Annotated in this window: 23 protein-coding genes, 3 pseudogenes and 1 riboswitch; of the genes and pseudogenes, 16 read left to right on the top strand and 10 right to left on the bottom strand. The window is 69.5% G+C overall.

Annotated elements, in window-relative coordinates:
• Positions 1-69 precede the first annotated feature (69 nt).
• Positions 70-372 carry a hypothetical protein gene (locus ACFJI0_RS24795; RefSeq protein WP_382163373.1) on the bottom strand — a complete coding sequence of 101 codons (303 nt, stop codon included), beginning with the start codon at positions 370-372 and terminating at the stop codon, positions 70-72.
• 135 nt (positions 373-507) lie between these two features.
• Here ACFJI0_RS24795 and pobA point away from each other — a divergent pair, with 135 nt between their 5' ends.
• The 6 genes from pobA to ACFJI0_RS24765 all read left to right on the top strand — a co-directional run bounded on the left by pobA (position 508) and on the right by ACFJI0_RS24765 (position 8,380).
• Positions 508-1,686 carry a 4-hydroxybenzoate 3-monooxygenase gene (gene pobA / locus ACFJI0_RS24790; RefSeq protein WP_382322736.1) on the top strand — a complete coding sequence of 393 codons (1,179 nt, stop codon included), beginning with the start codon at positions 508-510 and terminating at the stop codon, positions 1,684-1,686.
• Complete coding sequence (gene ligA / locus ACFJI0_RS24785) at positions 1,686-2,099, top strand: protocatechuate 4,5-dioxygenase subunit alpha (protein WP_382163377.1); 414 nt, start codon at positions 1,686-1,688, stop codon at positions 2,097-2,099. Before pobA ends, ligA begins: the two co-directional genes overlap by 1 nt.
• Complete coding sequence (locus ACFJI0_RS24780; RefSeq protein WP_382322735.1) at positions 2,092-2,955, top strand: class III extradiol dioxygenase subunit beta; 864 nt, start codon at positions 2,092-2,094, stop codon at positions 2,953-2,955. Before ligA ends, ACFJI0_RS24780 begins: the two co-directional genes overlap by 8 nt.
• A 50-nt stretch (positions 2,956-3,005) precedes the next feature.
• Positions 3,006-4,016 carry a Bug family tripartite tricarboxylate transporter substrate binding protein gene (locus ACFJI0_RS24775; protein ID WP_382322734.1) on the top strand — a complete coding sequence of 337 codons (1,011 nt, stop codon included), beginning with the start codon at positions 3,006-3,008 and terminating at the stop codon, positions 4,014-4,016.
• 6 nt (positions 4,017-4,022) lie between these two features.
• Positions 4,023-7,238 (top strand): 4Fe-4S dicluster domain-containing protein, encoded by a 3,216-nt coding sequence (locus ACFJI0_RS24770; RefSeq protein ID WP_382322733.1) that lies wholly within the window; start codon positions 4,023-4,025, stop codon positions 7,236-7,238.
• 65 nt (positions 7,239-7,303) lie between these two features.
• On the top strand, positions 7,304-8,380 hold the full coding sequence (locus ACFJI0_RS24765) for a porin (protein ID WP_382322732.1): 1,077 nt from the start codon (positions 7,304-7,306) through the stop codon (positions 8,378-8,380).
• A 15-nt stretch (positions 8,381-8,395) separates the two neighbouring features.
• Here ACFJI0_RS24765 and ACFJI0_RS24760 read toward each other — a convergent pair whose 3' ends face one another.
• Positions 8,396-9,307 carry a LysR family transcriptional regulator gene (locus ACFJI0_RS24760; protein WP_382322731.1) on the bottom strand — a complete coding sequence of 304 codons (912 nt, stop codon included), beginning with the start codon at positions 9,305-9,307 and terminating at the stop codon, positions 8,396-8,398.
• 155 nt (positions 9,308-9,462) lie between these two features.
• Between ACFJI0_RS24760 and ACFJI0_RS24755 the strand changes: the two are divergent.
• A pseudogene (locus tag ACFJI0_RS24755) lies at positions 9,463-10,903 on the top strand (NAD-dependent succinate-semialdehyde dehydrogenase).
• Between the two features lie 17 nt (positions 10,904-10,920).
• Here ACFJI0_RS24755 and ACFJI0_RS24750 read toward each other — a convergent pair.
• Complete coding sequence (locus ACFJI0_RS24750; protein ID WP_382163390.1) at positions 10,921-11,124, bottom strand: helix-turn-helix domain-containing protein; 204 nt, start codon at positions 11,122-11,124, stop codon at positions 10,921-10,923.
• Between the two features lie 195 nt (positions 11,125-11,319).
• On the opposite strand from ACFJI0_RS24750, the gene ACFJI0_RS24745 reads away from it, so the two are divergent.
• Complete coding sequence (locus ACFJI0_RS24745; RefSeq protein WP_382322730.1) at positions 11,320-11,727, top strand: hypothetical protein; 408 nt, start codon at positions 11,320-11,322, stop codon at positions 11,725-11,727.
• A 26-nt stretch (positions 11,728-11,753) separates the two neighbouring features.
• Here the strand turns inward: ACFJI0_RS24745 and ACFJI0_RS24740 are convergent, their stop codons facing one another.
• From ACFJI0_RS24740 to metH, 3 genes are all read right to left on the bottom strand, one after another.
• Entirely contained in the window at positions 11,754-12,152 is a 399-nt protein-coding gene (locus ACFJI0_RS24740) for a DoxX family protein (protein WP_291120091.1), read from the bottom strand.
• A 116-nt stretch (positions 12,153-12,268) separates the two neighbouring features.
• The gene (locus ACFJI0_RS24735; RefSeq protein WP_291120089.1) at positions 12,269-12,493 is read right to left on the bottom strand and encodes a hypothetical protein; all 225 of its coding nucleotides are present in this window, start codon (positions 12,491-12,493) and stop codon (positions 12,269-12,271) included.
• An 11-nt stretch (positions 12,494-12,504) separates the two neighbouring features.
• Positions 12,505-15,201, bottom strand: a complete 2,697-nt coding sequence (gene metH, locus ACFJI0_RS24730) for a methionine synthase (RefSeq protein ID WP_382325818.1) — start codon at positions 15,199-15,201, stop codon at positions 12,505-12,507.
• A 78-nt stretch (positions 15,202-15,279) separates the two neighbouring features.
• A riboswitch (S-adenosyl-L-homocysteine riboswitch) is annotated at positions 15,280-15,376 on the bottom strand.
• Between the two features lie 67 nt (positions 15,377-15,443).
• On the opposite strand from metH, the gene ACFJI0_RS24725 reads away from it, so the two are divergent.
• Positions 15,444-17,048: a sigma-54 interaction domain-containing protein gene (locus ACFJI0_RS24725; protein WP_382322729.1), complete on the top strand. Its 1,605-nt coding sequence runs from the start codon at positions 15,444-15,446 to the stop codon at positions 17,046-17,048.
• 90 nt (positions 17,049-17,138) lie between these two features.
• On the opposite strand, the gene ACFJI0_RS24720 is transcribed toward ACFJI0_RS24725, so the two are convergent.
• Positions 17,139-17,297, bottom strand: coding sequence for a hypothetical protein (locus ACFJI0_RS24720; protein WP_382322728.1), 159 nt, complete (start codon positions 17,295-17,297; stop codon positions 17,139-17,141).
• Here ACFJI0_RS24720 and ACFJI0_RS24715 point away from each other — a divergent pair.
• The 4 genes and pseudogenes from ACFJI0_RS24715 (at position 17,290) to ACFJI0_RS24700 (ending at position 21,254) form a co-directional block, all read left to right on the top strand.
• A complete protein-coding gene (locus ACFJI0_RS24715; protein WP_382322727.1) occupies positions 17,290-18,180 on the top strand; it encodes a sulfurtransferase in 891 nt (296 codons plus the stop codon). The genes ACFJI0_RS24720 and ACFJI0_RS24715 overlap by 8 nt on opposite strands.
• 36 nt (positions 18,181-18,216) lie before the next feature.
• A pseudogene (locus ACFJI0_RS24710) lies at positions 18,217-18,790 on the top strand (OsmC family protein).
• 49 nt (positions 18,791-18,839) lie between these two features.
• A pseudogene (locus ACFJI0_RS24705) lies at positions 18,840-19,992 on the top strand (acyl-CoA dehydrogenase family protein).
• Complete coding sequence (locus tag ACFJI0_RS24700; protein WP_382322726.1) at positions 19,989-21,254, top strand: FAD-dependent oxidoreductase; 1,266 nt, start codon at positions 19,989-19,991, stop codon at positions 21,252-21,254. Before ACFJI0_RS24705 ends, ACFJI0_RS24700 begins: the two are co-directional and overlap by 4 nt.
• A gap of 23 nt (positions 21,255-21,277) precedes the next feature.
• Here ACFJI0_RS24700 and ACFJI0_RS24695 read toward each other — a convergent pair whose 3' ends face one another.
• A complete protein-coding gene (locus ACFJI0_RS24695) occupies positions 21,278-21,679 on the bottom strand; it encodes a transcriptional regulator (RefSeq protein ID WP_291115161.1) in 402 nt (133 codons plus the stop codon).
• A 102-nt stretch (positions 21,680-21,781) separates the two neighbouring features.
• Between ACFJI0_RS24695 and ACFJI0_RS24690 the strand changes: the two genes are divergently transcribed.
• Positions 21,782-22,552: a hypothetical protein gene (locus ACFJI0_RS24690; protein WP_382322725.1), complete on the top strand. Its 771-nt coding sequence runs from the start codon at positions 21,782-21,784 to the stop codon at positions 22,550-22,552.
• 6 nt (positions 22,553-22,558) lie between these two features.
• On the opposite strand, the gene ACFJI0_RS24685 is transcribed toward ACFJI0_RS24690, so the two are convergent.
• Both ACFJI0_RS24685 and ACFJI0_RS24680 read right to left on the bottom strand, forming a co-directional pair.
• Positions 22,559-23,605: an RNA methyltransferase gene (locus tag ACFJI0_RS24685; RefSeq protein ID WP_382322724.1), complete on the bottom strand. Its 1,047-nt coding sequence runs from the start codon at positions 23,603-23,605 to the stop codon at positions 22,559-22,561.
• A 24-nt stretch (positions 23,606-23,629) separates the two neighbouring features.
• Positions 23,630-24,535: a LysR family transcriptional regulator gene (locus ACFJI0_RS24680; protein ID WP_382322723.1), complete on the bottom strand. Its 906-nt coding sequence runs from the start codon at positions 24,533-24,535 to the stop codon at positions 23,630-23,632.
• 87 nt (positions 24,536-24,622) lie between these two features.
• On the opposite strand from ACFJI0_RS24680, the gene ACFJI0_RS24675 reads away from it, so the two are divergent.
• Both ACFJI0_RS24675 and ACFJI0_RS24670 read left to right on the top strand, forming a co-directional pair.
• Positions 24,623-25,498, top strand: coding sequence for a pirin family protein (locus ACFJI0_RS24675; protein WP_382322722.1), 876 nt, complete (start codon positions 24,623-24,625; stop codon positions 25,496-25,498).
• Positions 25,499-25,517: 19 nt separating this feature from the next.
• Positions 25,518-26,387, top strand: a complete 870-nt coding sequence (locus ACFJI0_RS24670; RefSeq protein ID WP_382322721.1) for a pirin family protein — start codon at positions 25,518-25,520, stop codon at positions 26,385-26,387.
• Positions 26,388-26,452 lie beyond the last annotated feature (65 nt).

The following is a 26,452-nucleotide window of genomic DNA, read 5'->3' as shown; positions in this document are numbered from 1 at the left end:
GAACGGTTCCGAGCGGGAATTACAGCCCCAGCCCGTCCCTGCATCAAGCGGAAGATTTTGAACAACTCATCAGGAAGATTGAACAATCCAGGAGGGGTCGGCCGTCCGGCGGCGGGCGGCCCGTTCCAGCCGCGCCCGCAACGCGAGGTCGTCCCACGGCATGGCCTCGAGGCAGTAGCGCCACTGCGCCTCGGGCACCGGTGCACCGGACTCCATGGCATCGCACAGGCGCAACACCGCCAACCTCCGATGGCGAAAGCGGATGCTGCGCTCCAGCAGCGCCATCAGGGCCTCCTGCGCGCGCTGTGGATTCGCCCCGGCGCACGCGGCCTGTTGCTTCATGGCCCGCACGGCCGCTCTGCTTCTGCTCATGCCGGCATTGTGGTTCCGCGTGCGCGTTTCAGGTGATCGCTCGAAGCGATCGCTATAGCACCGCGCTGACTTGTTGCGGACGGAGGGTCTTCCTACGATCCGCCCCACTCAACCAGCGCCTTTTTGCACATCACCATGAAAACCCAAGTCGCCATCGTCGGGGCAGGCCCGGCGGGCATGCTGCTTTCGGAAATCCTTCACCACCACGGCATCGACAGCGTCGTCGTGGAACGCCAGAGCCGCGACTACGTCCAGGCGCGCATCCGCGCCGGCGTGCTGGAGCAGACCACCGTGGACATGCTGCGCCAGTACGGCCTCTCGGCGCGCATGGACCAGGAAGGCCATGCGCACGACGGCATGAAGATCGTGTGGGCCGGCCGCAGCGAGTTCTTCATCGACGTGCACAAGCACGTGGGCAAGCGCTTCGTCGCCTACGGCCAGACCAGCATCCAGGAAGACCTGTTCGCGGCGGCCGACCGGCGCAACGCCCGCGTGATCTTCAACGCGGGCGAGGTCGCGCTGCACGGTGTCGACACCGATGCGCCCAGCGTCAGCCTGCAGCTCGATGGCCGCCGCGTCACCATCGAGTGCGACTACATCGCCGGCTGCGATGGCTTCCATGGCGTGTCCCGCCGCGCGATCCCGGCCGACGTGCTGAAGGAGTTCGAGAAGATCTACCCGTTCGGCTGGCTGGGCATCCTCACGCCGCAACCCCCGTTGCCGGACATCGTGTACGCCAACCACCCGCGCGGTTTCGCGCTCGCGTCCATGCGCAGCCCGACGCTGAGCCGCTACTACATCCAGGTGCCGCTGGACACCAACATCGAGGACTGGCCGGACGCGCGCTTCTGGTCCGAACTCAAGGCGCGTTTTCCGGCCAGCATGGCCGCCTCGATCGTGGAGGGGCCTTCGATCGAGAAGTCCATCGCGCCGCTGCGCAGCTACGTGGCCGAGCCCATGAGTTACGGCCGGCTCTTCCTCGCCGGCGACGCGGCGCACATCGTGCCGCCCACGGGCGCCAAGGGCCTCAACCTCGCCTTCTCGGACGTGCACTACCTGAGCCGCGCGCTCGATCACCGCTACCGCACCGGCAGCCCGGACCTGCTGGCCAGCTACAGCGAGACGGCGCTGCGGCGCGTGTGGCACTCCGTGCGCACCTCCTGGTACCTGACCAACCTGCTGCACCGCTTCCCCTCCTCGACCGCCTTCGACCAGCGCGCGCAGGAGTACGAGCTGGATTTCCTGAAGTCCTCTCCCAGCGCGCAAGTGGCCCTTGCCGAACAGTACGCCGGCCTCCCTTTGGAACACACCTGATGACACCCCAGACACGCGACTACCACGACATCCCGGGCACCTACGTGTTCGACGGCACCCATCAGCGCATGGGCTACGGGCTCAACATGTTCTGCAAATCGCTGGACATCGCGGACCACCGCGACGCCTTCCGCGCCGACCCGCAGGGCTGCCTGGCCCGCTACCCGATGACAGAGGCCCAGCGCGAGGCCGTGCTCCAGCGCGACTGGCTGGCCCTGCTGCGCCTGGGCGGCAACATCTACTACACCTTCAAGCTGGCCATCTTCGACGGCCTGAGCATGCAGCACGTCGGGGCCGCCATGTCGGCCACGCCGACGACGGTCGAGGACTTCCGGCGAATGATGGTGGGCGGCGGCCGCGCGGTCGCGGGCCTTCGCAGCCGGCAACAGAACCGGGAGGCGGCCCATGGCTAAGGTGATTGGTGGCGTGGGCACCTCGCACGTGCCCGCGATCGGCGCCGCGGTCGATGGCGGCAAGACGCAGGAGCCGTACTGGAAGCCGGTGTTCGACGGCATGCAGGCGGCCAGGGACTGGATCGCGCGCGCGAAGCCGGACGTCTGCATCGTCGTCTACAACGACCACGCGTCCTGCTTTTCCCTGGCGCTCACGCCCACGTTCGCGCTGGGGGTGGCCGAGCGCTACCAGCCGCACGACGAGGGCTACGGCCCCCGTCCGGTGCCGGTGGTCCAGGGTGCGCCCGAACTGTCCTGGCACCTGGCCGAATCGCTGATCCTGGACGAGTTCGACATCACGGTGGTTTCCGAAATGACGGTGGACCACGGCCTGACGGTGCCGCTCTCCGTGCTGTTCGGCCAGCCGACGTCCTGGCCCTGCCAGGTGATCCCGCTGTGCGTGAACGTCATCCAGTACCCGCCTCCCACGGGCCGGCGCTGCCTGAAGCTGGGCCAGGCGATCCGCAAAGCCATCGAGGCCTACCCCGCCGACGTGCGCGTGGCCGTGATCGGCACCGGCGGCCTCTCGCACCAGCTGCAGGGCGAACGGGCCGGCCTGATCAACGCCGAATTCGACAACGCCTGGCTGGACGATTTTGTCGCCGCGCCCGAGCAGGTCGCTCAAAAGGACCACCTCGAACTCCTGCGCGAAGCCGGCTCGGAAGGCCTGGAGTGCGTGATGTGGCTCGTCATGCGCGGGGCCCTGCAAGCCGAGGTCGACGTGGTGCACCGCTTCTATCACGTCCCGGCGTCGAACACGGCCTACGGGCTGCTCGTGCTCGAGGACGTGGACCCCCCGCTTCACACCACCACCTGACGATCCGGCCACGCATCGGATCGCGCCCCCTCACCCCACCAGGAGACAACATGACAACGACATCCCCACGGCCACACCGCTCTCGACTCTCGACCTGGATCGGCCGCCTGGCGGTCTGCGCCGCGCTGCTCCCGGGCGCCCATGCCGCCAGCGCCAACACGCCCGCCGACTGGCCAAGCAAACCGATCCGCCTGATCGTCGGCTTTCCGCCCGGCAGTTCCCCGGATGTGATCGCGCGGGCCCTGGTGCCGGGGCTGACGGAGGCGCTGCGCCAACCCGTGGTGGTGGAGAACAAATCGGGCGTGACCGGCATGATCGCCGCCGAGGCCGTCGCGCGCGCGCCCAACGACGGCTACACCTTCCTGGTGACGTCCGGCAGCGCGATGTCGATTTCCGTGCACACCCTGCCGCGCCTGCCGATCCAGCCGGACAAGGACCTGATGCCGGTGGCCGCGGCGGCCCGGATCGAACTGTTCCTGGTGTCGGATGCGCGCCTGGGCTTCAACGACTTCCAGGGCTTCCTGGCCTACGCCAAGGCCCACCCCGGCAAGCTGTCCTACGCGACCCCGGGCAACGGCAGCGCGCCGCACGTGGCGGCCGAGATGCTCAAGGAGCAGGCCGGCATCCGGGCCGAGCACGTGCCCTACCGGGGCTCGTCGCCCGCGCTGCAGGACCTGCTGGGCGGTGTCGTGCAGTTCGCCTTCGACCCCGGCATCGCGCTCGAACACATCCGCGCGGGCCGGCTTCACCTGCTGGCGGTCGGCACCACCAAACGCTCACCGCTGTTCCCGGCCACGCCCACCATCCAGGAGCAGGGCCTGGCGGGCTTCGACGCGGGCACCACGCACGGCGTCTACGCCCCCGCCGGCACCTCCGCGGCGATCGTGGCCCGGATGAACGCCGAGATCAACAAGCTGCTGGCCTCGGCAGCGGTGGCGCAACAGATCCGCGCCCTGGGCGCGGAAGCCACGCCCATGACCCCCGCGGACTTCGGGGCGCAGATCCGGCGCGACAGCGAGCGCTACGGCGCCATCGTCAAAGCCCGCGGCATCAAAGAGTAAACCGCCATGCGCCTCTTCTCCCATGACGAACGGCCCGTGCACCTGGGCGCCTACCCCAGCGAGCGGCTGAGCCGCCGGGCCGCCGCGCCCGACCTGGACCACATTCGCGAGACCGGCGTGCTGCGCCCACCGCGCGAACCCGGGCCCCGTTCCACGCTCGCGTCCTCCATCAGCCGCTTCATGTGCGCGCTCGACCAGGTGCGCGAAGGCGACCGCAACCCGACCGAGGCGGAGATTCCCTCGAGCCCGCGCGAGCGGGCCGAACACCTCAAGTCCGCCGCCTACTTTCTGGACACCTCGATCGCGGGCGTGTGCCGTCTGGATGCCGGTGATCTGCTGGCGCAACCGGTGGAACACCCGGACTTCCGCACCGCGACCTACGAGCAGTCGGAAACCAAGCTGCGGCTGCGCTTCAACCCCAACGCCGTGCTGCGCCAGATGAAGCGTTCGATGGCCTTGTGCGAGTCGGGCATCGAGCACCACACGCACGCGCTGGTCCTGATGGTCGAGCACCCCCGCGACCCCTCGAAGGACGAGCCCGGTTCGGACTGGATCGTCGGCATGCAGGCCTGGCGCGCCGCGCTGCGCGCGGCCGAGACGGCGGCGGTCCTGGCCAACTACCTGCGCATCCTCGGCTACGAAGCACGCAGCCACACCGCCACCACCACCAACGTGAACCTCCTGCGCCTGGCGGTGTCCAGCGGGTTGGCGCGGCGGGAAGGCGACACCGTCGTCAACCCCTTCATCGGCGACCGTTTCGGCCTGGCCGTGGTCACCACCAACCTGGCGCTCGAGCCCGACCAGGCCCTGGCGCCACCCTCGCTCGCCGAACGCTTCCATGCCCAGGGCCCGAGCTGGTGGATCGGCTCGGCGAGCCCGAAGAACGCCTCCAATGCGATCGACTTCCAGGGCCGCCACTACCGGGACAGCCGCTACCCGGTCGAGACGCTCAAGCGGGTCGACGAGACCACCACCTACATCGACGAAGCCCGCATCCCGCGCGTGCCCAAGAGCAGCGAGTTCTTCCTGCGGGCCGCGTTCGGCGACCTGGGCAAGACCACGCAGGACATGTCCAAGGACGGTTATTCGGTCGCCAAGGCGCCCCTGGCCGCGGCGCTGCGCCTGGCGCTGAACGTGTACTCGGTGCTGCAGCGGGGCGAGCCGGCGGCCGAGCAGGCCCCCTACAGCGATCCGGCGCACAACGCGGACCTGGTGAAGGCGACGCTGCACTTCCTCGGCGCGGACCTGGCGGGCCTTTCCCGCGCGCCGGCGTGGGTCTGGTACTCGCACCGGCAGGACGGCACCGAAATGCCGGTGGCCCACCCCTTCGCGGCCACCGTGATGATCGACCAGGGCTACGAAACCATGGAAGGCGCCTCGGGCGACGACTGGATCTCCAGCGCCCAATCGATGCGCACCTACATGCGCGCGGGCCTGGTGTGCGGGGTCCTCGGCGACCACCTGCGCAACCTCGGCTTCAGCGCCACGGCCCATTCGGCGGCCGACAGCGACGTCATCCAGACCCCGCTGGTGCTGCTGGCCGGCCTGGGCGAGGTCAGCCGGATCGGCGAGACGATCCTCAACCCGTTCCTGGGCCCGCGCAGCAAGACCGGCGTCATGACCACGGACTTTCCGGTCCAGCCCGACAAACCCATCGACTTCGGCCTGCAGAACTTCTGCGACTCCTGCAACAAGTGCGCGCGCGAGTGCCCATCGGGCGCGATCTCGGCGGGTCCGAAGGTGATGTTCAACGGCTACGAGATCTGGAAAGCCGACGTCGAGAAATGCACGCGCTACCGGATGACCAACCTGGGCGGCGCCATGTGCGGCCGCTGCATGAAGGCCTGCCCCTGGAACCTGCCCGGGCTGGTGCAGGAGAAACCCTTCCGGTGGGCGGCCATCCACATGCCGGTCGCGGCCCAATGGCTCGCGCGGCTGGACGATGCCCTCGGACGGGGTGGCATCAACGCCAGGAAAAAGTGGTGGTGGGACATCACGAACGATGGCACCGGCCGGATCGTGCAGGCCCAGGAGGTCAACACGCGCGGCCTGAACAAGCACATCCGGTTGAAGCACGAAGACCAGACGCTGGCGGCCTACCCCGCGCCGCTGGCCCCCCTGCCCCTGCCGATGCCCAGTCCCCTGGACCGCGAGGCCGGCATCGAGGCGTACCGGCAGCTGCTCAGCCCCCAGCAACACCAGCAGCGCATCAAGGACGGCGACACCGACAACCTCGTTCCGCCCCTGCGCCCGCTGGTCGAGGCGCCGCCCGTGATCGTCGCGCGCATCGGCCGCCGCTGGCAGAGCTCGGCCGACGGCAAGATCGACCTGTTCGAGATCGTGTCGAAAGACGGCCAGCCCCTGCCCGCCTGGGCGGCCGGCGCCCACGTCGACGTCACCGTCACGCCGGAGTACATCCGGCAGTTCAGCCTGGCGGGCAACCCCGCCGAGCGCGGGCACTACCTGCTGGGCATCCTGCGCGAGGACCAGGGCCGGGGGGGCTCGCTCAAGATCCACCAGATGCTGCGGCAGGACACGCCGGTGGTGATCTCGCGGCCGCGCAACCACTTCCCCATCGTGCCCTCGGCCCGGCGGCACGTGCTCATGGCCGGCGGCATCGGCGTCACCCCGCTGATCGCGATGGCGCACGAGCTGCACGCGATGGGCGCCGACTTCGACCTCTACTACAAGTCCAGGACACGGGCCCAGGCCGCGTTCATTCCGGAACTCGAGGCCATGCCCTGGGCCAGCCGGGTGCACTTCCACTTCAGCGACGAACGCCGGCTCGACATCGCGGACGTGCTGCGCGATCCGGTGCCGGACAGCCACCTGTACACCTGCGGCCCCTCGGCCTTCATGGACGCGGTGTTCGACACCGCCAGCGGATTCGGCTGGCCCGAGGAGAGCCTGCACCGGGAGTACTTCTCGGTCCCCGAGGCCCCCGCGCGCGCGCGCCACCCCTTCGTGCTGCGCCTGGCGCGCTCCGCCAGGACCATTCCCGTGACCGCCGAGCAATCGGCGGTGCAGGCGCTCGCCGCCTGCGGGCTGCAGGTGGACGTCAAGTGCAGCGACGGCCTGTGCGGTGTGTGCGCCGTTCCCTACATCGAAGGCGAGGTGGACCATCGCGACTTCGTGCTGAGCAAGGAACAACGGAAAACCAGGATGGTGCTGTGCTGCTCCCGCGCCGCCGAGGCGGATGCGGAGGTCGTGCTGGATCTGTAACCGGCGGCGCCGCCAGGCGCTGCCATTCGCGCTCGCCCCGAGCGCTTCCCACGGAAGGAGACAACATGAAGAAGAAGAGTGTGATCGGCGCGTGCCTGCTCGTGCCGCCCCTCGCGTTCGCCCAGGCCCCGGGCGGCACGTCATCGGTCCAGCTGTATGGGCGCCTGGACGCGTCCGTCAACGCCGTGCGCATGTTCGGCACGGCCTTGACGGCCGCCCGCCGCCACACGCTGCTGTCCAGCGACACCTCGCGCTGGGGCGTGCGCGGCACGGAGGATCTGGGCGGTGGGCATCAGGCCTTCTTCAAGCTGGAGCAGGGCTTCAACGCCGACACCGGCACCTTGTCCAGCCCCACGCAGGCCTTCAACCGCGAAACCGTGGTGGGCCTGCGCCACGCCACGCTGGGCAGCCTGGCCCTGGGCAGCCAGTTCACGCCCAGCATCGCGATGTCGCTGCGCATCGACCCGTTCCAGCGCTCGAGCATGGGTGCCATGCAGACGCTGTTCCAGCGCGGGGGGGCGGCGGGCAACCTGGGCTATCCGGTTCAATACAACAACGCGATCCAGTACACCTCGCCCACCGTCGGCGGCTTCGTGGGCCGCGTGATGGTGGCGACCAACGAGGGCGCCTCACCGTTTGGCCATCCCGCCAGCTATGCCCTGGAATACGCCCAGGGCGCGCTGTACGTCGGCGCCGTCTACGACCGCCTGAACACCACCGGCGCCTCGGCGGGCCAGCCCGGGCGGGCCTCGGTCTCCACCGACACGGTCAGCCTGGGCGCGAGCTACGACTTCCGGGTGGCGAAGCTGTACGGCTATCTCACCAAATCCGATGTCGATGGCTCGTTCGGCATGCGCGGCGGCTCCGTCGGCGTCAAGGTGCCGGTGGGGCCGGGTGAAATCAACGCCACCTACCAGGTGCGCAACGTCGACGACGCCGCCGGCTCGGACGCGCGCCTGTGGGCGGTGCAGTACCTGCAACCCCTGTCCCGGCGCACCTCGGTGTACGTGAGCGTCGCCCACCAGCGCAACGACGGTGCGGCCGCGTTCGGCCTGTGGCCCAGCCGCGCCGACGCGGGCGGCAGCCCGGCCGCGGGCGCGGACGTCCGCGGGGTCCAGATCGGCATGCGCCACGTCTTCTGACCCGGGCGGAAAGGCTCAGGGCCTGACCCCCAGGGCCAGCGCGCGCGCGCACGAGCGGCACATGGCGACGAAGGCCTGGGCCGCTGGCGAGAGCGGGGGCTCGCGGCGGTAGACCACGCTGTTGACATAGCGCGGCACCGCCTCCCGCAGCTTGAGGGTCGCGAGTCCGTCGCCCATGAGACCGCGGTCGATCATCACGGCCGGGATGACGGCCATCCAGTCGGTGCCGCGCACCAGGGCCGCCAGCTGGGTCAGGGACTCGCACGTGGCCGCGATGAGGGGCGCCGGCAACCCGTGCTCGATGTGGTACTGCGTCACCGTGCCACCCGGGCCGCCCGGCGAGCCCAGCAGCACCCATTCGGTCTCGAGCAGCTCGCGGATGGAATCGGCGCCCGCCAGCGGGTGGTCTTCCCGGGCGATCACGGCCAGATCGCTGCGGAACAGCTCCACGCTCGTCAGGTTCGGTGACACGCCTTCGCCAGGCACCGCCGTGATCGCGAGTTCCACCTTGCCCTGTTGCAAGGCGGACTCCAGGTGCTCGTACACCCCGCTGGTCAGGTTCAGCCGCACGTCGGGGAAACGCTTGTGGAAGTCCGGCACCACGTGGTGCAACAGGGTCGCGGTCGGCGTGGGGCCCAGGCCAATGCTGAGGTGACCGCCGCTCTTGCCACGCAGGCGATCGGCGTCGCTGAGGATCTGGCGCGACTCGCGATCGACGATCTGCGCGCGCTCGTAGATCTGCCGGCCCTCCGCCGTCAAGGTGATCCCATGGGTCGATCGCACGATCAGCCGCAGCTTCAGCTCGTTTTCAAGCGCCTGGATGCTGGTGGTCAAGCCCGCCTGGGACACGTCGAGCTCTCGCGCGGCTCTGCGAAAACTGCCAAACTCGACAATGGCCAGGAAAGTTCGCAGCTGCTGAAGTGTCATGTCGTGATCACCGCAGGAAGCGGCCCGGGAATTATCGCGGACAAGCGCACGCGATAAGGCTCGAGATTTCCCGCATGCCACCGTGCCCGCGCGGCCATTCGACTGCTGTTAAGGTTCCGCTTTCACCGCCGCTTTCACCGCTTCAGGAGACTTCCTTGACGTACCCCAACACCCAACTCTTCATCCAAGGCCATTGGCGCGATGCCCAAGCGGGCGAGACGCTGGCCGTGTTCAACCCGGCGACCGGCAAGGAAATCGGGCGCGTGGCGCACGCGCGCCAGGCCGATCTGGACCTGGCCCTGGCCGCCGCGCAGAAGGGCTTCGAAACCTGGCGCGACACGCCGGCCATCGAGCGCGCCAAGGTGATGCGCGCGGCCGCCGGCCTGATGCGCGAGCGCGCCGGCGCCATCGCCCGCCTGCTCACGCAGGAGCAGGGCAAGCCGCTGGCCGAGGCCAAGGGCGAGGCCATGGCCGCCGCCGACATCCTGGAGTGGTTCGCCGACGAAGGCCTGCGCGTCTACGGCCGCATCGTGCCCTCGCGCGGCAACCTGGCCCTGCGCCAGATGGTGCTGAAAGACCCGGTCGGCCCGGTGGCCGCGTTCACGCCCTGGAACTTCCCCATCAACCAGGTCGTGCGCAAGCTCGCGGCGGCGCTGGCCACGGGCTGCTCCATGATCGTCAAGGCGCCCGAAGAAACCCCGGCCGCGCCGGCCGAACTGGTGCGCGCCTTCGCCGACGCCGGCCTGCCCGCGGGCGTGCTCGGCCTGGTCTACGGCACGCCGTCCGAGATCTCCAGCTACCTGATCGCGCACCCGGTCATCCGCAAGATCACCTTCACCGGCTCCACGCCGGTGGGCAAGCAACTCGCGGCCATGGCCGGCCAGCACATGAAGCGCGTGACCATGGAGCTGGGCGGGCACGCACCGGTGATCGTGGCGGAAGACGCCGACGTGGCCCTGGCCGTGAAGACCGCGGGCGGCGCCAAGTTCCGCAACGCGGGCCAGGTCTGCATCTCGCCCACGCGTTTCCTGGTGCACGAGAGCATCGCCAAGGAGTTCTCGGCCGCGCTTGTCAAACACGCGGCCGGCCTCGCGGTGGGCGACGGCACGGCCGAGGGCACGCAGATGGGCCCGCTGGCCGAACCCGCGCCGCGTCACGGCCATGGCCGAGTTCACCAAGGACGCCGTGGAGCGCGGCGCCACGCTGGCCACCGGCGGCGAGCGCATCGGCGACGAAGGCAACTTCTGGCGGCCCACCATCCTCACCGACGTGCCACTCGAAGCCCGCGTGTTCAACGACGAGCCCTTCGGCCCCATGGCCGCCGTGCGCAGCTTCAACACCCTGGACGAAGCCATCGCCGAAGCCAACCGCCTGCCCTACGGCCTGGCCGGCTACGCCTTCACGCGCTCGCTGAAAAACGCCGACCTGCTCGCGCGCCGGGTGGAAGTGGGCATGCTGTGGGTCAACATGCCCGCGATGCCCTCGGCGGAAATGCCGTTCGGCGGCATCAAGGATTCGGGCTACGGCTCCGAAGGCGGTCCCGAGGCCATGGAGGCCTACCTGAACTCGCGCGCCGTGGCGATCATGAACGTCTGATCGCTCGATGCGAAGGCCTAGGAACCCGGGTTCCTGGGCCTGGCCACCGGCGCCAGCAACTGATGCGCCTGCAGGCCGAACACGTGGGCAATGCGCTCCACGTTGTCCAGTGAAATGTTGCGCGCCTGCCGTTCCACGTGGCCGATGAACGTGCGGTGCAACCCGGCCTCATGGGCCAGGTCTTCCTGGGACCAGCCCCGCTCGGCGCGCAGCCGGATCATGTTCAGGGCCAGGGCCTCTCGGGCCGAAATGAGGGTTGGGGGAGCGCTGGCCGATGAACGAGACATCGCTCAAGTCTCTGGCTGTGACGTGTTTGAGTCAGCCTCCTTTAAGTCACATTATGATGCGCATACCGCAATGTCAGTCGCTGCACGCGAATTCCAGAAGAACTCGCGTGCAGCCGCAAGGAGATGTGTATGGGCTTTTTTTCAGGAGCGCCGGAAGTGTTCCGAAGGCGCAAGGCCGAAGCGGCCATTCAAACGCAGTTTGAACTGTGCCGCAACATGGGTGTCTCTCTGGGTCGCCCAGCGACCCTGGCCCGGCAGGTCGTTGAACTCGCATTCAACGACCTGCCGGGATTGTCCGATGGACGCCTCCAGGGCTGGGCCCTGACGACCACTGTGCTGGTCATGGCGTTCATGCGCAAGGAATCGCCTCAGGCAATGCGCATTCTCTGCGCCGTGGCATTGACCAGGATGCTGCTGGCGGCGAGCGATGAGGGCTCGCTGTGCGCCCTCTCCCTGGAAGAGGAAGCGCTGCTGCAAACTGCCCAGGAACTGATCCTGCAGTTCAACGCACAGCAGCGGATCACGTCAGACCTGTGATGGGGCTTGGCGCCCCGCCAACCTCCTCACTTGTTCGGGCCGATGCGGTGCGTGAAGGCAACGACCAGCGCGGTCACGAAGAAGAAGGCCTGCAGTTCCAGGCGCCAGCCGCCGGTGTTGGTGAGATCGAACCAGTGGCCCATGTGCGCCAAGCCCACGGCGAAGGCCATGTTGATCGCGATGACCAGGGCCGCCGGCACCACCCACACGCCCGCGAGCAGGAACAGCGGCGCCACGAACTCGCCCAGGTACACGCCATAGGCGAGGAAGCCGGGCAGGCCCTTGGCGACCAGCATGCCTTCGATGCCGCCCACGCCGCCGGTGATCTTGGCCCAGCCGTGCAGCACCATCAGGAGCGCGAGCGTCCAGCGCAACAGGATGACGCCGAGCCGGGGGTGGTTGAAAAGGTTGTTGAGCAGGTTCATGGTGAAAAGGTTTTAAGAAGCCAACATCAAAAAGGGGATGTACGGAAGGCAGAGCCGCCGCCGCATGAGGAGGTTCCCGGCGCGCCGCCATGGCGCCCCGTGACAAGGTCGGTGACCTACTGGCGCTTCCAATGCCTGTACCCGCGCCATCCCCACACCGCCAGGCACCCGGCGCCCAACACCAGCGCCAGCCAGCCCAGGCCCGCCGAGCCCGCGACGATGTCCCGCAGCGCCGGCGACTGGAGGCGGTGGGGTGCGATCAGCACGATCAGGCCAATGGCGGCGAGCAACACGCCTTTCCAAAGCAGATCGTCGTTGGGCCGTGGGTTCTTCGACGTCATCGTCTCCGTCCTCACAGGTTCGGCGCCAGCCAGCGCTGCAGCTCGTTGCGCGCCACGGCGCTGCGCTCGGCCAGGTCGTCCACCTGGTCGTCGCCGATCTTGCCGACGTTGAAGTAGGTGCTCTGCGGGTGGGCGAGGTAGAAGCCGCTCACGCTGGCCGCCGGGGTCATGGCCAGGCTTTCGGTCAGGCCCATGCCGATGTCCTCGCACTGCAGCACGTCGAACATCGCGCGCTTGACGGAGTGGTCCGGGCAGGCGGGGTAGCCCGGCGCCGGGCGGATGCCCTGGTACTTTTCCTTGATCAGCTCTTCGTTGCTCAGCGCCTCGTCGGCCGCGTAGCCCCAGAGGTCGGTGCGCACGCGGTGGTGCATGCACTCGGCCAGCGCCTCGGCCATGCGGTCGGCCAGGGCCTTGAGCATGATGGCGGAGTAGTCGTCGAGGTCGTCGAGGAACTGCTTTTCCTTCTTCTCCACCCCCAGGCCGGCGGTCACGGCGAACATGCCCACGTAGTCGTTGGCCTCGCCCTGGGGCGCGACGAAATCGGCCAGGCAGCGGCTGGGGCGCATCACGCCGTCGATCTCGTGCTTCTCGGCCTGTTGGCGCAGGCCGTGCCAGGTCAACGCGACTTCGCGGCGGCTCTCGTCGGTGTAGAGCTCAATGTCGTCGTCGTGCACGCTGTTGGCCGGGTACAGGCCCACCACCGCGCTGGCGCTGAGCCAGCGGCCTTCAATGAGGCGCTGCAGCATGCGCTTGCCGTCGCTGAACACGCGCCGCGCTTCTTCGCCCACCACCTCGTCCTTCAGGATCTCGGGGAAGGGGCCGGCCAGGTCCCAGGTCTGGAAGAACGGGGCCCAGTCGATGTACTTGGCGATCTCGTGCAGGTCGAAGTTCTTGAACACGCGCTTGCCGATGAACTTGGGCTTCTGCGGCGTGTAGGCCTTCCAGTCGATCGGCGTCTTGTTCAGGCGCGCGCGCTCCAGCGGCCACAGCGGCACCTGTTTCTTGTTGGCGTGCTGGGTGCGCACGCGCTCGTAGTCGGCATTGACCTCGGCGATGTAGGCCGCGGCCTGGTCGGACAGCAGGCCCTGCGCCACGCTCACGCTGCGCGAGGCGTCGGGCACGTAGACCACCGGGCCGTCGTAATGCGGCGCGATCTTCACCGCGGTGTGCACGCGGCTGGTGGTGGCGCCACCGATCAGCAGCGGGATGCCCCGGCCGCGGAAGTGTTCGTCCTTCTGCATCTCGCCGGCCACGTACTGCATCTCTTCCAGGCTGGGCGTGATCAGGCCCGAGAGGCCCACGATGTCGGCGCCCTCGGCCTTGGCGATGGCCAGGATCTCGTGGCAGGGCACCATCACGCCCATGTTCACGACCTCGTAGTTGTTGCACTGGAGCACGACGGTGACGATGTTCTTGCCGATGTCGTGCACGTCGCCCTTGACGGTGGCGATCACGATCTTGCCCTTGGGCTTCACGTCGCCGCCGGCCGCCTGCAGGGCCAGTTTCTCGGCCTCGATGTAGGGCAGCAGGTGCGCCACGGCCTGCTTCATCACGCGCGCGCTCTTCACCACCTGCGGCAGGAACATCTTGCCCTGGCCGAACAGGTCGCCGACCACGTTCATGCCGTCCATCAGCGGGCCTTCGATCACGTTGAGCGGGCGGCCGCCGCCGGCCTCGATCTCGCGCCACATCTCTTCGGTGTCTTCGGTGATGAAGTCGTTGATGCCGCGCACCAGCGCGTGGCTCAGCCGCTCGCGGATCGGCAGCGCGCGCCATTCGTTCTTCTTGCTGTCGTCCTTGGCCGAGCCCTTGGCGCTCTCGGCCACCTCCACCAGGCGCTCGCCCGCATCGGGCCGGCGGTTGAGCACCACGTCTTCCACGCGCTCGCGCAGCTCGGGCTCGAGCTCGTCGTACACGCCCACCATGCCGGCGTTGACGATGCCCATGTCCATGCCGGCCTGGATCGCGTGGTACAGGAACACGGTGTGGATGGCCTCGCGCACCGGGTCGTTGCCGCGGAAGCTGAACGACACGTTGGACACGCCGCCGCTGACCTTGGCGCCCGGCAGGTGCTGCTTGATCCAGCGCGTGGCGTTGATGAAGTCCACCGCGTAGTTGTTGTGTTCCTCGATGCCGGTGGCGATGGCGAAGATGTTGGGGTCGAAGATGATGTCTTCGGGCGGGAAGCCCACCTCATCGACCAGCACGCGGTAGGCGCGTTCGCAGATCTCGACCTTGCGTTCGTAGGTGTCGGCCTGGCCTTTTTCGTCGAAGGCCATGACCACGGCGGCCGCGCCGTAGCGCTTGACCAGGCGCGCCTGGCGCTTGAACTCGTCCAGGCCTTCCTTCATGGAGATGGAGTTGACGACGCCCTTGCCCTGCACGCAGCGCAGGCCAGCCTCGATCACCTCCCACTTGGAGGAGTCCACCATCACCGGCACGCGCGCGATGTCGGGCTCGCCGGCGATCAGGTTGAGGAAACGCACCATGGCGGCCTTGCTGTCGAGCATGGCCTCGTCCATGTTGACGTCGATGATCTGGGCGCCGTTCTCCACCTGCTGGCGCGCCACGGCCAGCGCGTCTTCGAAGCGCCCCTCGAGGATCATGCGGGCGAAGGCCTTGGAGCCGGTGACGTTGGTGCGCTCGCCCACGTTGACGAACAGGCTGCCCGGCTCGATGCGCAGCGGCTCCAGGCCGGAGAGCAGCATCGGCGGCACGGGGGAAGACGGGGACGGAGAAGCGGATTCGGAGGACATGAGGCTCACCAAGGCAGTTTGCGAAAAACAGACCGGTGAGCGCCGTTTGGGCCTGTTCGCGCCCACTCAAGCCTGACGCACGGTGAGGGCTGAAAAACCCGCCGGCGCTGCAACGCTCCTTGAGAAGCGGCGATTTTAGCTCGCCAGGGCGGGCTTCGCCCGCCATTGGTGCGATGTTTGCTTGCCCCGCGCCCATGCCTTCCAGCCCCAGCGACCCCGACAGCCCCGCAACCGACTGGCACGCCCAGGAGCTGCTGCTCATGCGCGAAGTGATGAAGCTGGTGGGCCGCAGCCTGGCGCCGGCCTTCGTGCTGCGCGAGATGCTGCACCTGATGAGCGAATTGCTGGGCCTGAACCGGGGCCGCATGGTGCTGGCCGGCGAGGCCGCGCCGGGCGAAGAGCGCACGGCCTCGGTGCGCCACGCCTACGGCCTCACGGCCGAGGAGGTGCAGCGCGGCGTGTTCCGCTGGGGCGAGGGCATCACCGGGCGCGTGCTGGCCACCGGCCTGCCCGCGATCGTGCAGGACGTGGACGCCGAACCGCTGTTCCTGTTCCGCACGGTGCCGCGCGATCGCCTGCCGCCGCAGACCGTGGCCTTCATCGCGCTGCCGATCGAGGTCAACGGCGCCACCATCGGCGTGCTGGCCTGCCACCGCATCCGCAGCCGCCAGCGCCACCTCAACGACGATCTGGCGGTGCTGCGCATCCTGGCCACGCTGGCCGGGCAGCTGCTGCGGCTCGAACAGCTGGTGGCCGAGCAGACGCGTCAGCTGCTGGCGCGCAACGCGGCCCTGGCCCGCGCGCTGGACAGCGCCAGCGCCCGCTACGGCCTGATCGGCCGCTCGCCCGCGCTGCTGCAGGCGCTGGGCGAGCTCGAGCGCGTGTCGCAGTCGCAGGCCACGGTGCTGCTGCTGGGCGAGTCGGGCACCGGCAAGGAGCTGTTCGCGCGCGCGGTGCACCTAGCCAGCGGCCGGCACGACCAGCCCTTCATCAAGGTCAACTGCTCGGCGATTCCCGACACGCTGTTCGAGTCCGAGCTGTTCGGTTACGAGCGCGGCGCCTTCACCGGCGCGAACACCGCGCGCGCGGGCTGGTTCGAGCAGGCCCACGGCGGCACCATCTTCCTCGACGAGATCGGCGAGCTGCCGCTGGCCATGCAGTCCAAGCTGCTGCGAACCCTGCAGGAAGGCACGCTGGTGCGCCTGGGCGGCACGCGCGAGCTGAAGGTGAACGTGCGCCTGGTGGCCGCCACCAACCGCGACCTCGCGCGCGAGGTGCAGGCCGGGCGCTTCCGGCAGGACCTGTACTACCGCCTCAACGTGATCCCGATCCGCCTGCCCAGCCTGCGCGAGCGCGGCGAGGACGTGCGCGCGCTGGCCCTGCACTTCGTGAACCGCGCCAACCAGGCGCACCAGCGCAACGTGAACCTCGCGCCCGACGCGCTGGCCCGGCTGGAAGCGCATGACTGGCCGGGCAACATCCGCGAACTGGGCAACCTGATCGAGCGCCTGGTGCTGCTGGCCGACCACACCCTGGTGACGGCCGCCACGCTGGAGCGTTTCATGCCCCAGGGCACGGCGGCCACCGCCGACGACGATGAGCCGCTGGTGCGCGACTACCAGAGCGCGCAGTCGCACAGCGCGCAGGCCCTGCGCGAGGCGCTGGCCCGGCACCAGGGCAACCAGTCGCGCGCGGCGCAAAGCCTCGGGTTGACGTTGCGCCAGTTCGCCTACAGGATGAAGAAGCTCCCCCCTGCGCCGCCTTCGGCGCCTTCCCCCCGAAGGGGGGACGACACCTGAGGCCCGGCGAAGCCGGTTCCTCGGTGTCTCTGGTTTGCACCTCCCAATGCGTCGACATTGTGTCGACACATTGAAGCGACAAGGATCTGGTCACGGATGGCAGCGCTCTATTTTCAATAGCATCAAACTCAATGAAAACAATGACTTGACAGCCATTTCAGGCAACTTCACGAGGCTGGCACGCGGGTTGCGAAAAGGCACCGCAGGCAATCCCGCCGGCCGCTTTTTTCGTGAGGTTTCCATGAGCATCGACGCCATCCTGATCGCCCCCGCCCAGTTGCAGGCCCTGCAGTCGTCCGAACCCGTGGTGGTCATCGACACCCGCGACGCCGAGACCTACGCCGCCGGCCACATCCCCGGTGCGGTGAACCTGCGCGAGGTCTTCACCTACCTCGCCACCTCCACGCCCGAAGGCCTGCAAGCCCTCAAGGCCACCTTCGCCGCCGCGCTGGGCGCCGCCGGCCTCTCGGGCGAAGAGACCGCCGTGTTCTACGAGGACGCGATGAACAGCGGCTACGGCCAGTCCTGCCGCGGCTACTACCTGCTGACCTGGCTGGGCTACCCCAGGATCAAGGTGCTCAACGGCGGCTTCAGCGCCTGGAAGGCCTCGGGCCTGCCGGTCTCCACCGAGGCCGCCACGCCCACGCCGGCCACCTTCCCCGAGCTGGCGGGCAGCGACGTGATGCTCACCCAGGCCGACGTGCAGGCCGCGCTGGGCACCGACACCGTGCTGCTCGACGTGCGCGACGTGGACGAGTGGATCGGCGACAGCTCCTCGCCCTACGGCAAGGACTTCGCGCCGCGCAAGGGCCGCCTGCCCGGCGCCAAGTGGGTCGAGTGGTACCGCTTCATGAAGCCGTCCGCCCAGGGCCCGGTGTTCAAGACGCCCGACGAGGTGAAGGCCGAGTGCGCCACCGCCGGCATCGCGCCCGACGACACCGTCTACCTCTACTGCTTCAAGGGCGCGCGCGCGTCCAACACCTTCTTGGCCCTCAAACAGGCCGGCTTCAGCGACGTGCGCATGTACTTCGGCTCGTGGAACGAGTGGTCGCGCGACGAGAGCCTGCCGATCGAGACCGGCCTGCCGTTGGCGAAGTCGAGCAAGAAGCCCAGCCTGGCGCTCGCCGCCTGATCTCAACCCTTCCCGTTTTTCAACCCTGGAGACCCCATGTCCGCCACCGACACCCTTGAACCCACCGCCCCCGCCAGCACCACCGTGAAGGCGTGGCTGCGCCCGATCGACGGCGCCGGCCTCGCCGCCTTCGCCGCCAAGGGCAAGGCCAACCCGGCCAGCCGCGGCACCAACAAGGTCCACACCGTGATGGAGGGCCAGTACCGCTCGCTCTCCACCGTGGGCCAGCACGCGCCGGTGGTGGTGGACGAGCCGCTGCACCTGTTCGGTCAGGACACCGCCCCCGCCCCGGGCGAGATCGTGCTCTCGGGCCTGGGCGGCTGCCTGGCCGTGGGCATCACGGCGGTCGCGACCTGGAAGGGCGTGAAGCTCAGCAAGCTCGAGGTCTTCCTCGAGGGCGACATCGGCAACCCCGCCGCCTGGGGCGCCGGTGGCGCGCTCGAGAAGACGCCGCCCGAGATGGGCTTCCAGGCCATCCGCGTGAAGGTGCTGGTGGAGGGCGACGCCCCGCGCGAGGTGCTCGACGAGATCGTGCGGCACGCCAACTTCTACTCGCCCGTGCGCCAACACCCTGCGCAACCCGATCCCGATGACGGTCGACCTGGCCTGAGCGCCGCCGCCTGCCTGCCTGCCTGCCCCTTCAACCTCCTGGACCGCGCATGAACCCGAACGACCTGCCCCGCGAACTGACCCACGAAACAACGGCCGACGCGCTGCTGGCCGCGGTGCGCACCGTGGCGCAAGGCCCGCTGGCCGCGGTGGTGGAAGCCATCGACCGCGAAGGCCACTACCCGCGCGAGGTGCTGCAGCAGCTGGGCGCGCTCGGCGCGCTGGGGGCCCACCTGGACGCACCGGCCGGGCGCGCCGACTACGGCCTGGCGATCCGCGCCATGGCCGAGGTCTCGCGCGTCTGCGGCGCCACCGGCTTCATGGTCTGGTGCCAGCTGGTCTGCGGCCTGTACATGCAGGCCAGCGGCAACCCGGCGCTGGGCGGCGCGGCGCTGCGGGCGCTGGCCAGCGGCGAGGCCCTGGGCGGCACCGCCATGTCCAACCCCATGAAAAGTTATGCGCAGATCGAGAGCCTGCTGCTCAAGGCCACGCCGGTCGAGGGGGGCCACCTGGTCAGCGGCACCCTGCCCTGGGTCAGCAACCTCGGCCCGGGCCACGCCTGCGGCGCGCTCGCGGCGGTGGTGGATGCGCAGGGCGAGCCACTGGGCCACGAGCTGATGTTCCTGCTGCGCTGCGACGCGCCTGGTGTGGAGCTGCGCGAATGCCCGAGCTTCTCGGCCATGGAAGGCACCGGCACCTACGCGCTGCGCCTGAAGGACGTGTTCATCGGCGCGAACGAGCGCATGGCCGAACCGGCCAAACCCTTCATCGCGCGCATCCGCGCGGCCTTCGTGCTGCTCCAGTGCGGCATGGCGGTGGGCGTGGCGCAGGGCGCGATCGACAGCATGTGGGCGGTGGAGGCGCAGCTGGGCCACGTGAACCAGTTTCTCGAAGACCGGCCCGACGCCTTGCAGGCCGAGCTGGACGCGCTGACGGCGCGCGTGATGGCACTCGCCGACACGCCGTTCAACGACAGCGTGGACTTCTTCATCGACGTGCTCGACGCGCGCGCCCACGGCGCCGAGCTGAGCCTGCGCGCCGCGCAGTCGGCCCTGCTGCACCAGGGCGCGCGCGGTTACCTCATGAGCTCGGACGTGCAGCGCCGCGTGCGCGAATCGCACTTCGTTGGCCATCGTCACGCCCGCCATCAAGCACCTGCGCAAGGAAATCGCGCGCCTGTCCGCCGAGGTGATGCCGTCATGAACACCGCCCCCTCCTTGTCCCCGGTCACGGCGGCCATGCAGGCGCTCGCGCCCTACCAGACCTACCTCTGCGACGCCTGCGGCTACCTCTACAACGAAGCCGACGGCGACCCCGACGGCGGCCTGCCGCCCGGCACGCGCTACGCCGACATCCCCGACGACTGGGCCTGCCCGCTGTGCGGCGTGACCAAGGCCGACTTCCGGCCTTACACGCCGCCCTCTCTGGAAACCTTGCGCGCCGCCCTGCCCCGCAGCGCGCCGGTGGCCGCGCGCGGTGGCGCGGCCGGCGTGGTGATCGTGGGCGCGGGCCGCGCCGGCTGGCAGATGGCCGAGGCGCTGCGCGCGCTCGACGCGAAGCGGCCGATCACCCTGGTGAGCCAGTGCGCGGGCGACCTGTACGACAAGCCGCTGCTGTCCGTCTCGCTGGCGCGCGGGCTCGCGCCCGACACCCTCGCCAAGGAAAGCGGCCCCGCGGCGGCCGCGCGCCTGAACCTGCGCCTGCTCGCCCACACCCAGGCCGTGCGCATCTGCCCCGACACGCGCACGCTGCGCACCACGCGCGGCGTGCTCCGCTACGACCACCTCGTGCTGGCGCATGGCGCCCAGGCCGCGCTGCCGCCGGCCCTGCCCGCCGCGCTGTGCTGGCGCATCAACCACCTCGACGCCTACCGGCGGCTGCGCGCCGCGCTGGGGAATTCAACGAAGGACGTGGCGATCGTCGGCGCCGGCCTGATCGGCAGCGAACTCGCCAACGACCTCGCGCTCGGCGGCCACCGCATCACCCTGCTGGACGTGCAGGCCGCACCGCTGGCGCGCTGGCCCGCCGAGCAGGCGGGCGCGCCGCTGCTCGATGCCTGGAAAGACCTGGCCATCCGTTTCGTGGGGGGCGTGCAGGTGGCGCGGCTGGAGCCGGTGGCCGGCCGCTACCGGCTCACCACCGCCTGCGGCCAGCGCTTCGCGGCCGACCAGGTGATCGCCGCCGCCGGCCTGCAGACGCCGACCCGGCTGGCGCGCAGCGCCGGGCTCGCGTGGGACCAGGGCATCGCGGTGGACGCCGCCACGCTGCGCACCAGCGACGACCGCATCCACGCCCTGGGCGACTGCATCGCGGTGAACGGGCAGCCGAGCCGCTTCATCGAACCGATCGCGCGCCAGGCCCGGGCCATCGCGGCCGAGCTCTGCGGCACGGCCCCCGCGCCATACGCACCGCGCGCGGCGGTGGTGCGGGTCAAGACCACCTCGCACCCGCTCACGCTGCACTGAGCTGAGCTGAGCGGTGCGCGCGCTCAGCCCTGGGTCTTCTCGTGCGCCAGCGCGAAGGCGAGGATCACCTCGCGCACCACCTTGCGCTGCCCCACCGGCAGGTTGAGGTAGGCGTCGAACATCTCGCGCTCCTCGAAGCTCAGGGCCTCGTCCCAGCGCTTGCGCTTCTCCTGCACGCGGCGGCGCACATCCGGGCCGTAGCGCAACACCTCGGGCTCCACCTTCAGGATCTCGGCCAGCAGCTGCAGCTTGTCCTGCGCGGGAATGGCCTGGCCCTTGAGCCAGCACGACACCGCCTGAAAGGACACCGAGGTCCCCCAATAGCGGGCATTGAACAGGTTGTGCAGCACGCCGGGCCGGGGCTGCAGACCCACCGCCAGCATGGCTTCGCGCAGCCGTTGAGCGAATTCGAGCTTCTGATTCATGCACCGAACGCTAGTTTTCGGCCGCGCGCGAGATTAATATCCATTTGAGTTTTGAACTCACATCTTGATTGATTTGTTCACATTGTCTCAAGGAGGACAAAGATGACCCAGGCTGTGGCACCCCGCCTCACCCCCACCACCACGGCCCTGCTGCGCTGGTGGTTTGGCCAGGAAGCGATCTGCCTGCGCGGCGGGCAGGGCTTTCATGACCGGCAGCGCCGGGCGATCCAGGACACCCTCATGGCGCACGAAGCGATGGACCCGCACTCGCTGCGGCTGGAGCGGCCCGTGCACCGCCTGGCTTTGACCCAGGGAGAACACCAGATCGAGGTGCTGCTGGCGCTGCTGGTCTGGCAACTGCTGAACCGCAACGACACGCTGGCAGCAGGCACCGACGACGCGCGCTTCACGCACCACTTCATCGCCGTGGCCGCGCATGACCCTGCCCGCGAGCGGCTGCGCCAGGTGTTCTTCGGCCGGCCCCGGCCGGGCGGCCGCGGCCAGCGCGACTTCGGCACGAGCGATCTGGTGCGGCTGAGCCCGCTGCTCGTCCCCACCGCCCGCCACGAGGAGGTCCACGCCTTCGTGCGCGCCAGCGCGTGCCACGGCGCCCCGCTCTTCCACCAGTTCGATGGCGGCGGGGTGATCGCCCTCACCGACGGCCGCCTGGAAGCGCTGGAATGTCTGGCGCGCCTGCCCCATGCCATGCTGTTCGACGACGACACCCGCCCGCCCTACCTGGAGCACTGCGAAGAGGACCGGCACGGCCTGGCCTGGCGCCACCACGTGCGCCGCTTCGCCACCGCGCGGCGCGGTTTTGGCGTGCAGGTGGTGTTCACGCCGCCGCCGGGTCAGGGCCCCGGACAGCCCTGACCGCCCTCAGGCGCTGGGGGTGCCTTGCGCGCGCAGCGGGATCGTGCGGCGCGCGGGTTTTTCCGCCCGCGCGCGCAGCTGGCCGCAGCCGCCTTCCACATCCTGCCCGGCCGACTGCCGCAGCTTGGTGAGGATGCCGCGCCGGTGCAGGCGGCGCGCGATCTCGGCCGCCTGGGCCCAGCTCGGGCGCCGGTACGGCAGGTCGTCCACCGTGTTGTACGGGATCATGTTCAGGATGGCGTACTTGCCGTGCAACAGCCGCACGATGCCCTCGATCTCGTCGTCGCCGTCGTTGATGCCTTCGAGCAGCGTCCACTGGTATTGAATGGGGTAGCCGGTGGCGCGCGCGTAGCGCTCGCCCGCGTCCACCAGTGCCTCGGGCGTGAGGCGGGGCGCGCGCGGCAGCAGCTGCTCGCGCAGACCGGCCTTGGTGGTGTGCAGCGAGAGCGCCAGCGCGGGCTTCACCCGGCCCTGCGGCAAGGCCTCGAACACGCGCGGGTCGCCCACGGTGGAGAACACCAGGTTCTTGTGGCCGATGTTGCCCACGGTGCCCAGCAGGTCGATGGCTTCGAGCACGTTGTCCAGGTTGTGAGCGGGCTCGCCCATGCCCATGAACACCACCTTCTTCACCACGCGGCGCGTGCGCGCCAGCGCCACCTGCGCCACGATCTCGGCGCTGCCGACCTGGCGCACCAGGCCGCCCTGGCCCGTCATGCAGAACACGCAGCCCACCGCGCAACCCACCTGGGTGGACACGCACAGGCCGTCGCGCGGCAGCAGCACGCTCTCCACGGTCTGGCCATCGGCCAGCGCCACCAGCAGGCGCGCCGAACCGTCCTCGCCCGGGTGTTCGGAGCGCAGCACCGCCAGGCCCGCGAGCTCCTCGGCCAGCGCCGGCAAGGCCGCCACCAGCGTCGCGGGCAGGAAATGCTCGACCTGGCGCCGGCCCGCGTCCTGCGGCAGGGCCTGCGACCACAGGCGCAGCACGCGCTGCTCGTGGCGGGGGTTGGCGCCGAGCGCGCGCAGGCGTTGGCGGAGGTGTTCGATGCGCATGGGACGAGAAGCTTAGCGCCGGGCTCAGCGGTCGAACAGCGCGGCCAGGGCCGGCCCGGCTTCGTCGATGAAGTGGCGCAGCTTGGCCGGCACGAAGCGCTGGCCCGGGTAGACGAGGTGGATAGGGTCGGTGCGCGCGTGCCAGCCCGGCAGCAGCGGCACCAGCTGGCCGTGGTCGACCTCGCGCCGGCACACGTAGTCCGGCAACAGGGCCACGCCCTGGGCGTCGAGCGCGAGGCGGCGGATCAGCCGCATGTCGTTGGCGGCGAAGGCGCTGCGCAGCGGCACCTGCACCCGGGCCTTGCCGCGCGAAAGCGTCCAGCTGTCGCGCCCGAGCGGGCTGAAACACAGGGCGGCGTGCTGCGCGAGGTCTTTGGGTTGGCGCAAGGCGGGCGCGCGCGCCAGGTAGTCGGGGTGGGCGAAGGGCGCCCAGCGCGCCTGGCCGATCTGGCGCGCCACCAGGCTGGAATCGGCCAGCTCGCCCGCGCGCAGCGCCAGGTCCAGCCCCTGCTCCACCAGGTCGAGCCGGGCGTCGGAAAACACCAGCTCCACCGCCACGCCGGGGTGGCGCGCGCGGTAGCCGCTCAGGATGCCCAGCAGCTGCTCGTCGCCCATGTCGATCGGCAGCGTGATGCGCAGCAGGCCCTGGGCCTCGTGTTTGCCGGCGTCGAGCTGGGCTTCGGCCTGCAGGATCTCGTCCAGCCCGCGCGCGGCCTGGCGCAGGTAGGCCTGGCCGGCCTCGGTCAGGCGCAGCCGGCGCGTGGTGCGCTGCAGCAGCGTGACGCCCAGGCGCTGCTCCAGCCGCGACACGCGCACGCTCAGCGTGGACGTGGGCATGCCCATGAGCCGCGCGGCGGCGCTGAAACCGCCGGCCTGGGCCACGCGCACGAACACCAGGGTGTCGTTCAGGTCGGGGTGTTGATTGTTCATCTCATTGAAAAATGATTTGTGATCTTACCGGCTTATCAAGGGAACGCCAGCCCGGTACAGTGCTCTTTCATACAGGAGAACACCCCCATGAAAACCGTTTCTTTCATCCAACGCAGCGCCGGCGGCCACTGGGTCGGCGACGGCTTTCCGGTGCGCAGCATCTTTTCGTACAACGGCGCGGCGGAGCGCTTCTCGCCCTTCCTGCTGCTGGACTACGGCGGCCCGACGAAATTCGAGCCCACCACGAAGCGCCGGGGCGTGGGCCAGCACCCGCACCGCGGCTTCGAGACCGTGACCATCGTCTACGACGGTGAGGTCTCGCACAGCGATTCCAGCGGCGGCGGCGGCACCATCGGCCCCGGCGAGGTGCAGTGGATGACGGCCGCCTCGGGCATCGTGCACGAGGAGTACCACGGCGAGCACTTCGCGAAACAGGGCGGCCCGTTCGAGATGGTGCAGCTCTGGGTGAACCTGCCCGCGCGCGACAAGATGGCCGCGCCGGGTTACCAGGGCATCACACGCGATCAGATTCCGCAGATCGACCTGCCCGATGGGGCCGGCACGGCGCGCGTGATCGCGGGCGAACTGCTGGGCACGCAAGGCCCGGCCCGCACCTTCACGCCCATGCAGGTCTGGGACCTGCGGCTGAAGGCCGGCCACACCGTGACGCTGCCGGCGGCCGAAGGCCACACCACCGCGCCCTTCGTGCTGCGCGGCCGGCTGCGCCTGGCCGACGGCAAGGAAGTGAGCGCCGCGCAGATGGCCGTGCATTCGCGCGACGGGCAGGACGTGAGCTTCGAGGTGCTGGAAGACGCCACCGTGCTCTGGCTGGCGGGCGAACCGATCGACGAGCCCATCGTGGGGTATGGTCCGTTCGTGATGAACAGCGAGGCCGAGATCCACCAGGCCTTTGCCGACTTCCAGAGCGGCAAGATGGGCCGCATCGCCGGCGCCACGGCCTGAACCCACGAAAGGAAAAGAGATGCTTGAAATGGTGATCACCGCCCGCGAGGCCGACCTGGGCCACGGCCTGAAGGTCCGGCGCGTGCTGCCCTACGCGAAGCGCCGCATGGTCGGCCCGTGGATCTTCGTGGACCACGCCGGGCCGGTGACGCTGGCGGCCGAGGACACGCGCGCCGCCGATGTGCGGCCGCACCCGCACATCGGCCTGTCCACCGTGAGCTACCTGCTCAGCGGCCAGGTCTCGCACCAGGACAGCCTGGGCGTGCACCAGCTCATCAACCCGGGCGACGTGAACTGGATGACGGCCGGGCGCGGCATCTCGCATTCCGAGCGCTTCAAGCACCCGGACTCCTTCGCCGGCGGCGGGCTCGAGCTCATGCAGCTGTGGGTGGCGCTGCCCGAGGCCGATGAAGAAACCGAACCGGCCTTCACCCACTACCCCGCCGCCGACCTGCCGGTGCGCGACGAGGGGGGTGTGTGGATGCGCCTGATCGCGGGCGAGGCCTACGGCATGAAAAGCCCGGTGCGCACGCACTCGCCGCTGTTCTACCTGCACACCGAGTGGCAGCCCGGCGCGCGCCTGGCCCTGCCGGGCGGCCACCGCGAACAGGCGGCCTACGTGGCGCGCGGTGAAGTCGAGTACGGCGGTCAGACCTACGTGCCCGGCCAGCTGCTGGTGTTCGGCGACGACAGCGACGCCGTGATCACCGCGCACACCAAGAGCACGCTGATGATCTTCGGCGGCGAACCGCTGGGCGAGCGCCACATCTTCTGGAACTTCGTGTCCTCGCGCAAGGAACGCATCGAGCAGGCCAAGGCCGACTGGGCCGCCGGCCGCATCCCGCTGCCGCCGGAGGACAACCAGGAGTGGATTCCGCTGCCGGGCTAGCCGGGTCCACGGCAGAAGGGCATCTGGTGTATTCTTACCAAATTAAGATCGATGCACCAGGAGCC

The organism is Hydrogenophaga sp. UC242_53 (assembly GCF_042696965.1).
Taxonomy (GTDB): Bacteria; Pseudomonadota; Gammaproteobacteria; order Burkholderiales; family Burkholderiaceae_C; genus Hydrogenophaga.
The sequence above is the reverse complement of the archived record's forward strand: the minus strand, read 5'-3'. Positions and strand labels throughout refer to the sequence as shown.

Excerpts from the sequence above, each read along its gene's own strand:
- metH (WP_382325818.1), bottom strand. The coding sequence starts at position 15,201 with ATGCTGCTCTCCGGCCTGGAGCCGCTGCGCATCGAGCCGGGCAGCCTG.
- ACFJI0_RS24715 (WP_382322727.1), top strand. The coding sequence starts at position 17,290 with ATGAGCATCGACGCCATCCTGATCGCCCCCGCCCAGTTGCAGGCCCTG.
- ACFJI0_RS24735 (WP_291120089.1), bottom strand. The coding sequence starts at position 12,493 with ATGACGTCGAAGAACCCACGGCCCAACGACGATCTGCTTTGGAAAGGC.
- ACFJI0_RS24680 (WP_382322723.1), bottom strand. The coding sequence starts at position 24,535 with ATGAACAATCAACACCCCGACCTGAACGACACCCTGGTGTTCGTGCGC.
- ACFJI0_RS24795 (WP_382163373.1), bottom strand. The coding sequence starts at position 372 with ATGAGCAGAAGCAGAGCGGCCGTGCGGGCCATGAAGCAACAGGCCGCG.
- ACFJI0_RS24720 (WP_382322728.1), bottom strand. The coding sequence starts at position 17,297 with ATGCTCATGGAAACCTCACGAAAAAAGCGGCCGGCGGGATTGCCTGCG.
- ACFJI0_RS24745 (WP_382322730.1), top strand. The coding sequence starts at position 11,320 with ATGGGCTTTTTTTCAGGAGCGCCGGAAGTGTTCCGAAGGCGCAAGGCC.
- ACFJI0_RS24690 (WP_382322725.1), top strand. The coding sequence starts at position 21,782 with ATGACCCAGGCTGTGGCACCCCGCCTCACCCCCACCACCACGGCCCTG.
- ACFJI0_RS24775 (WP_382322734.1), top strand. The coding sequence starts at position 3,006 with ATGACAACGACATCCCCACGGCCACACCGCTCTCGACTCTCGACCTGG.
- ACFJI0_RS24685 (WP_382322724.1), bottom strand. The coding sequence starts at position 23,605 with ATGCGCATCGAACACCTCCGCCAACGCCTGCGCGCGCTCGGCGCCAAC.
- ACFJI0_RS24770 (WP_382322733.1), top strand. The coding sequence starts at position 4,023 with ATGCGCCTCTTCTCCCATGACGAACGGCCCGTGCACCTGGGCGCCTAC.
- ACFJI0_RS24765 (WP_382322732.1), top strand. The coding sequence starts at position 7,304 with ATGAAGAAGAAGAGTGTGATCGGCGCGTGCCTGCTCGTGCCGCCCCTC.
- ACFJI0_RS24725 (WP_382322729.1), top strand. The coding sequence starts at position 15,444 with ATGCCTTCCAGCCCCAGCGACCCCGACAGCCCCGCAACCGACTGGCAC.
- ACFJI0_RS24750 (WP_382163390.1), bottom strand. The coding sequence starts at position 11,124 with ATGATCCGGCTGCGCGCCGAGCGGGGCTGGTCCCAGGAAGACCTGGCC.
- ACFJI0_RS24700 (WP_382322726.1), top strand. The coding sequence starts at position 19,989 with ATGAACACCGCCCCCTCCTTGTCCCCGGTCACGGCGGCCATGCAGGCG.
- ACFJI0_RS24760 (WP_382322731.1), bottom strand. The coding sequence starts at position 9,307 with ATGACACTTCAGCAGCTGCGAACTTTCCTGGCCATTGTCGAGTTTGGC.
- ACFJI0_RS24740 (WP_291120091.1), bottom strand. The coding sequence starts at position 12,152 with ATGAACCTGCTCAACAACCTTTTCAACCACCCCCGGCTCGGCGTCATC.
- ligA (WP_382163377.1), top strand. The coding sequence starts at position 1,686 with ATGACACCCCAGACACGCGACTACCACGACATCCCGGGCACCTACGTG.
- ACFJI0_RS24780 (WP_382322735.1), top strand. The coding sequence starts at position 2,092 with ATGGCTAAGGTGATTGGTGGCGTGGGCACCTCGCACGTGCCCGCGATC.
- ACFJI0_RS24670 (WP_382322721.1), top strand. The coding sequence starts at position 25,518 with ATGCTTGAAATGGTGATCACCGCCCGCGAGGCCGACCTGGGCCACGGC.
- ACFJI0_RS24675 (WP_382322722.1), top strand. The coding sequence starts at position 24,623 with ATGAAAACCGTTTCTTTCATCCAACGCAGCGCCGGCGGCCACTGGGTC.
- pobA (WP_382322736.1), top strand. The coding sequence starts at position 508 with ATGAAAACCCAAGTCGCCATCGTCGGGGCAGGCCCGGCGGGCATGCTG.
- ACFJI0_RS24695 (WP_291115161.1), bottom strand. The coding sequence starts at position 21,679 with ATGAATCAGAAGCTCGAATTCGCTCAACGGCTGCGCGAAGCCATGCTG.